The organism is Mycobacterium sp. 852002-51163_SCH5372311, from assembly GCF_001667115.1.
Lineage (GTDB): Bacteria > Actinomycetota > Actinomycetes > Mycobacteriales > Mycobacteriaceae > Mycobacterium.
This window is the reverse complement of the sequence record NZ_LZIJ01000118.1, coordinates 1-11,841: the sequence shown is the minus strand read 5'-3', so window position 1 is coordinate 11,841 and position 11,841 is coordinate 1. Positions and strand designations below refer to the sequence as shown.

Annotated in this window: 6 protein-coding genes and 2 pseudogenes; 4 read left to right on the top strand and 4 right to left on the bottom strand. The window is 60.2% G+C overall.

The features are described from left to right. A pseudogene (locus A5791_RS26030) lies at positions 1-195 on the bottom strand (methylmalonyl Co-A mutase-associated GTPase MeaB); the annotation flags it as partial. On the opposite strand from A5791_RS26030, the pseudogene A5791_RS14905 reads away from it, so the two are divergent. Further along, positions 189-416 (top strand): annotated as a pseudogene (locus tag A5791_RS14905) (methylmalonyl Co-A mutase-associated GTPase MeaB); the annotation flags it as partial. The pseudogenes A5791_RS26030 and A5791_RS14905 sit on opposite strands and share 7 nt — an antisense overlap. Before the next feature lie 64 nt (positions 417-480). After that, positions 481-1,755, top strand: a complete 1,275-nt coding sequence (locus A5791_RS14900; protein ID WP_231995908.1) for a serine hydrolase domain-containing protein — start codon at positions 481-483, stop codon at positions 1,753-1,755. Positions 1,756-1,789: 34 nt separating this feature from the next. Here the strand turns inward: A5791_RS14900 and A5791_RS14895 are convergent, their stop codons facing one another. From A5791_RS14895 to A5791_RS14885, 3 genes are read right to left on the bottom strand one after another with little or no spacing between them, the layout of a single operon-like run. Further along, positions 1,790-4,711 carry an RND family transporter gene (locus A5791_RS14895; protein WP_067238020.1) on the bottom strand — a complete coding sequence of 974 codons (2,922 nt, stop codon included), beginning with the start codon at positions 4,709-4,711 and terminating at the stop codon, positions 1,790-1,792. A 28-nt stretch (positions 4,712-4,739) separates the two neighbouring features. Further along, positions 4,740-7,625, bottom strand: coding sequence for an RND family transporter (locus A5791_RS14890; RefSeq protein ID WP_067238017.1), 2,886 nt, complete (start codon positions 7,623-7,625; stop codon positions 4,740-4,742). Next, entirely contained in the window at positions 7,622-8,041 is a 420-nt protein-coding gene (locus A5791_RS14885; RefSeq protein ID WP_067238013.1) for an MmpS family protein, read from the bottom strand. The genes A5791_RS14890 and A5791_RS14885 overlap by 4 nt, the downstream gene beginning before the upstream one ends. A 927-nt stretch (positions 8,042-8,968) precedes the next feature. On the opposite strand from A5791_RS14885, the gene A5791_RS14880 reads away from it, so the two are divergent. Further along, the gene (locus A5791_RS14880) at positions 8,969-9,196 is read left to right on the top strand and encodes an MbtH family NRPS accessory protein (protein ID WP_067238010.1); all 228 of its coding nucleotides are present in this window, start codon (positions 8,969-8,971) and stop codon (positions 9,194-9,196) included. 21 nt (positions 9,197-9,217) lie between these two features. Continuing rightward, a partial coding sequence (locus tag A5791_RS14875; protein ID WP_156661326.1) for an amino acid adenylation domain-containing protein occupies positions 9,218-11,841 on the top strand: 2,624 nt, incomplete at its 3' end.

Here is an 11,841-nt window from a genome sequence, read left to right as displayed (position 1 = left end):
CCCACCGGCCTGCTGTGCGCGTCGCCGGGCTTCGAACTCGCCGGCGTCGCCGAGCACCTGACAATGCCGCTGCACGGTGTCCCACAGCTCGGACAGACCGGTCTCCTCCATCGCGCTCATGGTGAGAACCGGTGGCCGCCACAATGTTTCGCGTGGGTAGATCAATCTGATCGCCGACGAGAGCTCCCGTGCAGCGGCATTGTCAGGTGCTCGGCGACGCCGGCGAGTTCGAAGCCCGGCGACGCGCACAGCAGGTCGATTGGACATGGCAGATGGTTCGGGACACCGTGCTGGACCGAGTGCTGTCCAACCCGGAGGTGCGAAAGATCCGCGCCGAGGTCGAGCGTCAGGTCAGGGCCGGGGAACTGACCCCGGCCATGGCCGCGCAGCAAATTTTGAAGGCCGCGTCAGTTTAACGGAAAGGTAACTTAATCTTAGTTTGCCCGTGAGCTGCGGCATCTAGGAAGTAAATTCGAACACGTGAAGACAGATTTGGGGGGTGGGCTCAGCGCGGAGTCCTCCCATCGCGGTGCAGGTCGTCACGTGTTCGGTGCGGCGGACCCAAGCTTTTCATGCGCCGTTCGCGGCTTCGCCAGCTTGTTTCCCGGCCGTAGGTTCGGTGGCGGGGCACTGGCGGTATATCTCGACGGGCAACCGGTGGTAGACGTCTGGACCGGCCGGTCAGACCGCGCCGGCAACATACCGTGGACTGCGGATACTGCGCCGATGGTGTTCTCGGCGACGAAGGGCATGGCATCCACTGTCATCCATCGCCTCGCTGACCGAGGGCTGATCGACTACGAAGCCCCTGTCGCGGAGTACTGGCCGGCGTTCGGGGCGGCGGGCAAGTCCGAGATGACCGTTCGCGAGGTGATGAAGCACCAGGCAGGCTTATCCGGCCTGCGAGGTGCCACCAGGGAAGACTTGCTGGATCACATCGTGATGGAAGAACGGCTCGCGGCGGCACCACCCGGACGGCTGCTGGGCAAACCCGCCTACCACGCGCTTACCTTCGGCTGGCTGATGTCGGGACTCGGGCGCGCCGTGACCGGAAAGGGCATGCGGACGCTGATCCGCGAGGAGCTGGCCGAGCCTTTGGGCACCGATGGGATGCATCTGGGGCGGCCGCCCGCCGGCGCGCCGACGCGCGTCGCCCAGATCATCACGCCGCAGAGCGTCCCCGGCCTTTCGTGCCTCAACTCTGCCGCGTACCGGGTCGCGTCGGAGCTGTCCGGGGGATTCCGCTCGATGTACTTCAAGGGTGTCATGGCCGCAGTGCAAGGCGAGATCCCGCTATTGGACGCCGAGATGCCGGCAGCCAACGGCGTCGCCACGGCGCGTGCCCTGGCGCGGATGTACGGCGCGATCGCCAATGGTGGTGAGATCGACGGCACCCGATTTCTGTCGCGGGGAATCGTCGCCGGGCTGACCGGCCAGCGGAATCGGCAACGGGACCGGAACGTCTTCGTGCCGTTGTCTTTCCACCTCGGCTACCACAGTGTCCCTGGTCCGACGCCCGGCTTTGGGCACGTGGGCCTGGGCGGTTCGTTCGGCTGGGCAGACCCGTCGTCGGGCATGGCCTTTTCGTTCGTGCACAACCGACTGCTATCGCCGTTCGTGGTGCTCGATCACAGCGGGGTGGCTACCCTGGGCACACTCATCCGGCGTGGTGTTGCGCTGGCGCGCAAACGTGGTTTCCAGTCGGTTGGCGACTTCGGGGCGCCGTTCCGCGAGCCTGGCGCCGTCGCCGGCTGACCTGGTTTCAGCGGGGCTGACCCGGACGCCCTCGCTATCGGTATCGGGGCGCTATCGGTATCGGGGCGGTTTCCGGCTCGTCATCGTAGGGCTCTTCCCTTAGCAGATAAGCCCTTGCCACCGGACGTGGCGCGAGCGATCGAAGCATCAGGCTGGCTGGGCGCGGACGAACAACCTGTGGCCACCAGAACCAACGTCCGAGCAGCGCGGCGATCGACGGCGTCATGAAGGAGCGCACGATCAAGGTGTCGAACATCAAACCCAGGCCGATGGTGCTACCGACCTGACCGATAATCCGCAAATCGCTGATCACCATCGAGGCCATGGTGAACGCGAACACCAGACCCGCATTGGTCACGACTTTGCCGGTGCCGCCCATTGCGCGGATGATGCCGGTGTTGATACCGCCGGCTATTTCTTCCTTCATGCGGGATACCAGCAGCAGGTTGTAGTCAGACCCCACCGCCAAAAGGACGATGACAGACATCGGCAGCACCATCCAGTGCAATTTGATGCCCAAAATATATTGCCAAATCAACACCGACAGGCCGAATGATGCGCCCAGCGAGACCGCAACCGTGCCCACGATTACCAGGGCGGCAATGAAACTTCGCGTGATGATGAGCATGATGATGAAAATCAGACATAGCGCACCCACACCCGCGATCCACAGGTCGTACCTGGCGCCGTCCCGGAAGTCTTTGAAGGTGGACGCGGTGCCGGCGATGTAGATCTTGGCGTCCTCAAGCGGTGTTGTCTTGAGCGCCTCCTCTGCCGCCGTCTTAATTTGATTGATACGCGCTATGCCCTCGGGCGTCGCGGGATCACCCTTATGCGAAATGATGAAGCGGGCTGCCTTCCCGTCGGGGGACAGGAAAGAAGTCATCGCGCGCTGAAAGTCGGCGTTCTTGAACGCCTCGGGAGGCAGGAAGAAGGAATCGTCGTTCTTGGACGCGTCGAACGCCCGGCCCATGGCCATGACGTCCTCCGTCGCTTCATCCATCTGGCCGAAGGTCCCGGCCATGGTGCTGTGCGCTCTCAGGATCATACTGCGGGCGTGCTCCGCCATCTCGATGATCGGCGGAAATTGCGCCAGCAATTGGGGCAAGAGCGCGTCCATCTTTTCCAGATCCTTGACCAGATCGCCAAGTTTGTCGCTAATCGAGTCGATACCATCGAGGGTGTCGAATATTGATCTCAGCGACCAGCATATTGGAATGTCGTAGCAGTGCTTTTCCCAATAAAAGTAGCTGCGAATCGGCCGCCACATGTCTTCAAAATCCGCAATATGATTTCTCAACTCATTCGTGACAGCGGTCATTTCCTTCGTCTCGAGAATTGTGCGATGAGTTATATCGTTAAGTTGCTTCTGTAGTTCGTATAAGCGTTTCATCGTCGCGATTTGTGTCGTCATCATGTCTGCCTGTTGGAGCAGGTCATCCGTACGCAGTTTCATATAGTTCATGGTTTGCAACCGGCTGGCATTTTGCATGCTGAGCAAGAATGGTATCGAGGTGTGTTCGATGGGGGTTCCCTCTGGCCTGGTAATGCCTTGCACTCGAGAAACGCCCGGAACCCGAAATATTGTTTTCGCCACCTTATGTAGCACCAGAAAATCTGCCGGGTTCCGCATGTCGTGATTCGTTTCGACCATCAGGATCTCAGGCATCATCCGCGACTGGGAGAAATGACGATCGGCGGCCGCGTACCCGACATTGGCCGGGATGTCATTCGGCATATAGAGCCGGTCGTTGTAACTCGTCTTGTAGCCTGGCAGCGTGATCAAACCGATCACAGCGATCGCTAGCGTCGTAACGAGAATGGGTGCGGGCCATCGGACAATCGCCGTGCCGACTCGGCGCCAGCGGCCGAACCCAATCCAGCGCTTGGGTTCGAACAAACCAAACCGGCTTCCGATCGTCAGAACTGCCGGAACCAGGCTGAGTGCGACCAGGACCGCAACGACCATGCCGATCGCGCATGGCACGCCTATCGTCTGGAAGATCGGCATCCGGGTAAAGCTCAAGCACAAGAGTGCACCGGCAATCGTCAAACCGGAGGCCAAGACAACGGGAGCGACACTGCGGTAGGTGGTGTAATAGGCCGTTTCCGGGTCCACGCCGGCCTGGCGGGCCTCGTGATATCGGCCGAAGAAAAAGATCCCGTAGTCGGTTCCGACCGCAAGGCCGAGCGACACCAACAGATTAATGGCGAACGTCGACAATGTCAGCAGGTTGTTATGGCCGAGAAATGCGACGATTCCGCGGGCAGCTCCCAGCTCGATGCCAACCATGACCAGCAACAGGATCACGGTGGTGATCGATCGGTAGACGAGAAACAGCATTACGAAAATCATCGCAACGGTTATCGCGGTGATCTTCAGGATGGATTTATTACCACTGCCCTGCAAATCCGTAACGAGAGCCGCCGGGCCGGTCACGTACGCCTTGACGCCGGGAGGTGGCGGCGTGCGCGCGATGATATTCCGAACCGAGTTCACAGATTCCTGGCCCAAAGTCGTGCCTTGGTTTCCGGCCAGATTCAGTTGCGCATAGGCGGCTTTTTTATCCGCGCTTTGCGCGCCGGCCGCCGTTAATCGATCCCCCCACAAATCCTGTATATGTTCGACGTGCTTCCGATCGTCTCGCAGCTCGCGAATTAGTTTTGCGTAGTAGGCGTGGGCATCTTCTCCCAGCGGCCGATCTCCCTCCAGCACGACCATCGCAAAACTGTCGGAATCGGACTCTTTGAAGTCCTTGCCCATACGCTTCATGGCCTGTACAGACGGCGCGTCTTGGGGGCTCAGCGGTACCGAATGCTCTTCGCCGACCTGCTCGAGCGATGGAATCGCCAGTGTTACAACGAGAGTCAAAGCCACCCAAGCCAGGATGATCAATAGGGAAAGCCTGCGAATCATCCGGGCTAGGAAGGGAATTCTGGGGTGCTGGGTGCTCATGCGGGCGTCCGACCGGATATTCCGCGGCCTATTGCGGCTGTCTCAGCAGAGCGCGTACCAATGGACGGGGTCCCGTCGGCCGGAGTAATCCGCTGGCGGGGCGCGGACGCACTCGTTGCGGCCACCAGAACCATCGCCCCAACAGCGCGGCGATTGACGGCGTCATGAACGCACGCACGATAAGTGTGTCGAATAGCAGTCCGAGCCCAATCGTCGTGCCTATCTGACCGATGATGACCAGATCGCTCACAATCATGGACGCCATAGTGAACGCGAACACCAGGCCCGCATTTGTCACGACCTTGCCGGTACCGCCCATCGCGCGAATGATGCCTGTTTTTATGCCGGCACCTACTTCCTCCTGCATCCGCGCGACCAATAGCAGATTATAGTCAGACCCCACGGCCAGGAGAATTACGACCGTCATGATTAGCACGAGCCAGTGAATTTGGATGCCGATTAAATACTGCCAGACCAGAACGGCCAGCCCAAAAGAAGCGCCCAACGAGAGCAATACCGTTCCGACGATAACCAGGGCCGCGATAAAGCTTCGCGTCATGATCAGCATGATGATGAAAATCAGGCAGACTGCCGCGACTCCGGCAATCATGAGGTCGTATTTGGAGCCGTCCACGATATCTTTCGTGATCGCGGCCGTGCCGGTCAGGAAGACCTTGGCATCCTCGAGGGGAGTTCCCTTTAGTGCCTCTTCGGCCGCATTCTTTATTGCGTCGACTTGTTTGACTCCCTCAGGCGACGCCGGGTCGGCCCTCAGCGTAATCAACATGCGGGCGTCCTTCCCGTCCGGTGACAGGAATATATCTAGAACCCGCTTGAAGTCCTTGTTCTTGAAAGCTTCCGGAGCGATGTAGAAAGAATCGTCGTTCTTGGACGAATCAAATGCTTTCCCCATAGCCGTCGCATTGTCGCCAGCATCGTCCATCTGGCCGATCATCCCACTCATCGTGCTGTGCATGGTCAACATCATGGTTCGCATGCTCTGCATGGTTGCGATCATCGGCGGGAACTGCGTGACGATCTGCGGTAAAAGCAGATCTAGATGATCAAGCTCTGCTACCAGATTTCGCAGATTGTCATCGATCAAGTCGACACCGTCAACCGCATCGAAGATGGATTTCAGCGAAAAACAAATGGGAATATCGTAGCAATGCTTTTCCCAGTAGAAGTAGGAGCGGATCGGCCGCCAGAAATCCTCGAAGTCCGCAATGTGGTCTCGCAGCTCTTCAGTAATATCTTTTAACTCATGCGTTTCGCCGACCATGTGATGCGTGGTGGCGACGAGCTGTTGCATCAGTCCGTACATGTGCTGCATGATGTTGATCATTTTCGCCAGCTCGTCGGCCTGCACGAGCATGTCGTTCATGCGCTCTCGCTGGAATGGCATGATCTGCAGCTGCGCGGCGTTTTGGATGCTGAGCATGAACGGGATCGACGTATGTGCGATCGGTGTTCCCTCTGGCCTGGTCACGGCTTGGACACGGGAAATGCCGGGAACCGAAAGTATTCCTTTAGCCACTTTGTTCAATACCAGCGCGTCCGCCGAATTGCGCAGGTCGTGGTCGGCTTCGATCAACAGGATTTCAGGCGTCATCATTCGCGATTGGGAAAAATGTCGCTGTGCAGCAGCAAACCCTTGAGTGGCCGGGATGTTCGCAGGGAGATAGTTCATATCATTGTAGTTGGGTTTGTATCCCGGCAGTGTCAAAAGGCCGATAAGCGCCACCGCTAACGTCGCGATGAGGATGGGCGCCGGCCACCGAACGATTGATGTCCCTATTCGTCGCCATCCACGAGCTCGCATCGATTGCTTTGGCTCGAATAGGCCGAAACGGCTCCCGACATGAATGACTGCCGGAACGAGCGTCAGCGCAACGGCTACCGCAATGAGTACGCCGATCGCGCAAGGCAAGGCGAGAGACTGGAAATGGGGGAGCCGGGTGAACTTGAGGCAGAAAAGTGCCCCGGCAATCGTCAAGCCAGAGGCTAAGACAACTTTTGCGACCCCGTGGTACGTGGTGTAGAAGGCGGTTTCCCGGTCCTCACCGGCCAGGCGTGCCTCATGGTATCGACCGAAAAAGAATATGCCGTAATCGGTTCCCGCCGCGATTCCGATGGATACCACGAGATTGATGGCGAAGGTTGTGAGACCAATGAGGCCTCGATCACCGAGGAAGGCGACAACTCCGCGGGCCACCTGCAATTCAATGCCGACCATAACCAGCAGGAGAATTACGGTGACGAACGAGCGATAGACGAGGAGCAGCATGATGAAGATGACGGCAAGACTTGTCGCCGTGACGATGATGAGGGTGCGGTCGCCGCTGCTTCCCATTTCCGCGACAATGGCCGCGGGACCGGTCAGGTAGGCCTTGACTCCCGGTGGCGGCGGCGTCCGGGTGACGATGTCCCGGACAGCTTGGGTCGATTCATTCGCCCGGCTCGAACCCGGGCTACCGGTCAGGTCCAGTTGCACATATGCGGCTTTGCCATCGGCGCTTTGCGCGGCGCCCGCGGTAAGTGGGTCACCCCAGAAGTTGTGAATGTGCTGCACATTTTTCGGATCGTCTTTGAACTGGCGAATCAGACGGTCGTAGTACCGGTGGGCATCGTCCCCTAGGGGTTGTTGGCCCTCGAGAACGATCATCGCCACACTGTCGGAATTGGTTTCTTTGAAGTCCGCACCCATTCGTGTCATCGCATTGAATGCCGGTGCATCGGGCGGGGTCAGCGATACGGAATGGGCTTTTTCGACCTGCTCCAGCGTTGGTAGGCCAATGGCCATGAGTACCGTGATCGCCAACCACGCCAAGATGATCGGAACCGAGAATCGATAAATCGTGCGAGCTCCGAGTGGCGGAGCGCTGCGTTGATTGTCCACGTGGTAGGCGCTCATGCGGCCTTCAGCAGGCAGAAGGTAAAGGCGTTGGTTTCGTGCGTTGTCTTCTCAGATTTGAGCTCGTTGTCTACCCAGATGCGGCAGCCTAATGTGTCGCCATCGCCTTGGGCCATTACGTTTCCGAGGGCGGTCGCCGCACCGATCTCGAACTCCAAAGACCATGGCAAGGGGGCTTTCTTAACGCGCCGGGGTTCGCCATCACCGTCGAAATAGCTAATGTCGGCCACGCTTCCGGGTGTCCCGAAAACCTCGTATTTGAGGTGCTTGGGGTTGAAAGGTTTGGAATCGTCGACCCTGGTGTCGTTATACGATAGCCGTTTCTCAGAGCCGAAGATGCCGTGCAGTCGCGACACGGTGAAGCCTCCAGCAATGACCACCGCAAGAATGACGAGGACCACCCACATTCGCCGCACAACTCCGAAAATCGAGTATCCCCTGTTTCGACGACGCTGTCGGTACCCAGCCGGGGTTGAAGGCGTGGTTGAGTCCTGTCGAGCACGTCGCCAGGGAGCGTTTCGACGTCCAGCTGGTTCGCCAACATCTGGGGCGCCCCCGCCGGCGAAATCGGTCCGCGTCTGCGCGAAGTCGCGCACACCGCGTTCCATCACCGCATCAACCTCCCACCCGTTCCAGAGCCGGCGACATGTCAGCGGCTAGGCGCAAAAGTACACACCGGCCGTAACACCCCGTCGACGGTACATGGAGTGTGGTTGCCGTCGCAGGCAAACCGTGCAACGGCACCCCAAACATGCAGCGCATCGAGGAAAGCAACCCGATCTTGACGAGTAAACCATGCCGGGTGTCCTTCATATCGGGTCCTTGGCCGCGCGATATGGGATCGTAATGCACGCGACGCCCGGCAGGGCACATTCCGACGGTATATAGCTACCCGCCGACTACGTCATGTGCGTCGTCGCCGACGGCGGCATTGGTTACCCTCGCGCGAGCTCGGCTGAGGAAGCTAGCGCTGAGAAAAATCGAACCGACGCAGACGTTGGTTCCAACGATGCGCGGCTGCACGACCCGGCGAGGTCAGGGACGCAGGCATTGGCTATACGGCGATAAATATTGAACAGGCCGTTAATTCTTTTGGCTTCCGCGACGGAAGCTTCGGCCGTTTGTGCTTCGGCACCGCGGACACCTGCTGGGCCAGATCCTGCCGACGGAAGCATGCCCACCGATCGTTGCAGTTCAAAGCTCGAAAGTAGACACCCACACAATTACGGCCGCGTCCTCCATGAGCTCGACCCGAATGTTTGCCAAAACCCGTACAGGCCCTGTTGGCCTCCACTATGTTTGGGGCGGTTTCACTCATTTCGACTAGGCGGTTTGGGGAAGCTGTGGGCATCAATCCGTTCGACGCCGACAACGGCTTTTTGATCTTGGCCAAGCTCGACGAGCAACACAGTGTGTGGCCTGCCGTTGGCAATGCTCCAACCAGCTGGCGGGCGGTTTACGGCGAAGCCGCACCGGCTGCGTGTTTGGAACATATCGACCAGCGCTGGACCGATATACGGCCGTTGCGTCCGCGCGAAAGACTGCCAGCAGGCCGGGTTTCGGAGAAGTAGCCGCCTGACTTGGGGGAGTCTATGGAGCCTGGGGACCAGGCGCTTCCGCTGACGCGGGCTCAGCTGGAGATCTGGCTTGCCCATGAAACAGCGCAACTCGGCTCGGAGTGGCAGCTCGGCCTGCTCTTGAAGATCGACGGTCCGGTTGAACGTGAAGCCCTCGAGTGGGCGATCCGCCGGGCCGTAAGCGAGGCCGAACCGGTCAGGGCCGGATTTTTCGAGGCGGACGGCGAGGTTTTCCAACGGGTGATCGATCACCCGGATCTCACGGTGGCCTTCTATGACCTGAGCTCGTCGGGCGACCCCGTCCAGGAAGCCCACGAAATCGCGTCATCGATCCAACAGACGCCAATGCCTTTTACCGGTCCGCTATTCAAATTCGCATTATCTCAGGCGCGCCCAGATGAATTTTATTTATTCTGGTGTTGCCACCACATTGTGGTAGACGGCTCTGGCATCGCATTGATCGGCCAGCGGGTTGCCGCTATCTACTCCGCAATCATTTCGGGCGCGCCCATCCCTACTGCCTGCTTCGGGTCGCTACAGGAATTAATCGACTGCGAGCTGGAATACGAAGCGTCAGACGACTACCTGGCAGATCAGGATTACTGGACTGAACACCTACCACGGGAAGACGCGACGGACCATCAGTCGTCCCGAGGTGTGGACGACCGCGATCCGTTCTGGCCTTCTGCGCCCGTTCGCTTGGACCCAGCGGTCCTAAGCCGAGTTGAAGCGTTGGCCCACGCCTGGAAGGTCCCCCGATCATCGGTGGTCACTGCGGCGTGTGCGCTCTTAATCCGCGGGTGGTGTGCTGCCAGCTCCGAGATTGTGCTCGACTTCCCGGTCAGCCGGCGGGTGGTGCCGGAGGCTAAGACGCTTCCAGGGTTGCTTGCCGGGGTGGTTCCGTTGGTGCTGCAGGTATCGCCGGCCTCCACGGTCGCCGCTTTTTGCAGCCATGTCGATACCCGAATACGAGAAGCGGTGCGGCACCAGAGGTTTCCCGTACAAGCCCTTGAGCGCAAAGCCCGCCGCCACGCGCTCGGACAGCCCTTACCCAACAGAGTGGGGGTCAATTTTCTTCCGTCCAGGTTCACTCTGCCGTTCGGGGGCGTCCCGGCGTCGGCGACGCTGACCAGTAGTGGCCTGGTAAACGGCTTCGGCCTGTTGTTTTCGAGCGACGGTGATGACCTCTCGCTAAGCACGGCGGGCGCTGGCCACCCATTGTCGAACATTGACGTCTCTGAATTAGCGCAACGGTTGGAGCGGCTGCTAACTGCAATGTGCGCCGATCCGGGGCGACAGCTGTCATCGTTCGATCTGCTCGATAAGACCGAGCATGCCCGGCTGAGCGAGTGGGGCAACCGGGCGGTGCTGACGAGGCCGGCGAGGACACCACTGTCGGTTCCGGCGTTGTTCGACGCGCAGGTAGAACGCACGCCGGAGGCGGTGGCGCTGACATGTGGTGCCCGCTCGATGACCTACCGGGAGCTCGACGAGACGTCCAACCGGTTGGCGCATCTTTTGGCGGACCAAGGGGCCGGCCGTGGCCGGTGTGTGGCGCTGTTGTTGCCGCGGGCGGCGGAGGCGGTCGTCGCGATCCTGGCAGTGCTCAAGACCGGTGCCGCGTATGTGCCGATCGATGCGGCACACCCAGATGCGCGGGTGGGTTTCATGGTGGACGACGCCGCACCGGTGGCCGCCGTCACCACAGCTGGTCTTCGATCGCGGCTGGACGGACGTGATCTGGCGGTCATCGATGTCGATGACCCTCTCGTTGAGACGTATCCATGCACGGGTTTGCCAGCCGCTGCGGCCGACGACATCGCCTATGTGATTTACACCTCGGGGACGACTGGCGTGCCCAAGGGTGTGGCTGTAGCCCATCGCAATGTGACCCAGTTGCTGGAGGTGACGGATAACTATCTGCCGCCGGGGATCTGGACGCAGTGTCATTCGTTTGGGTTCGACTCCTCCGTGTGGGAGATTTTCGGTCCGCTGCTGCACGGCGGGCGGATGGTGGTGGTGCCCGACGAAGTGGTCAACTCGCCGGAAGACCTCCACGCGTTGCTGGTAGCGGAGCAGGTCAGCGCGCTGGTCCGCACGCCGTCTGCGGTTGGGATGCTGTCGCCGCAGGGGCTGGAGACGATGGCGTTGGTGGTGGCCGGGGAGCCGTGCCCCGCTGAAGTGGTGGATCGGTGGGCGCCGGGCCGGCTGATGCTCAACGCCTACGGCCCGACCGAGACGACGATGGTGGTGACGTTCAGCGCACCGCTGGAGGCCGGGTCGCCGGACGAAGGGACTGTGCCGATCGGTTCGCCGGTTCCGGGGGCTGCGTTGTTTGTGCTGGATGGGTGGTTACATCCGGTGCCGGCCGGTGTGGTGGGCGAGTTGTATGTGGCCGGTGGCGGAGTGGCGTGCGGCTATGTGGGTCGGGCGGGGTTGACGGCGTCGCGGTTTGTCGCGTGTCCGTTCGGAGAAGCAGGTGGGCCTGCACGACGGATGTATCGCACCGGGGATTTGGTGTCTTGGGGTGCTGATGGGCAGTTGCGGTATGTGGGCCGTGCCGATGACCAGGTCAAGATCCGCGGGTATCGCATCGAGCTCGGTGAAGTGCAGGCCGCGCTGGCCGGGTTGGAAGGGGT

What these genes read in the sequence shown, in the direction of transcription:
- A5791_RS14895 (WP_067238020.1), bottom strand. Translation starts at nt 4,711, where the DNA reads ATGAGCACCCAGCACCCCAGAATTCCCTTCCTAGCCCGGATGATTCGC.
- A5791_RS14890 (WP_067238017.1), bottom strand. Translation starts at nt 7,625, where the DNA reads ATGAGCGCCTACCACGTGGACAATCAACGCAGCGCTCCGCCACTCGGA.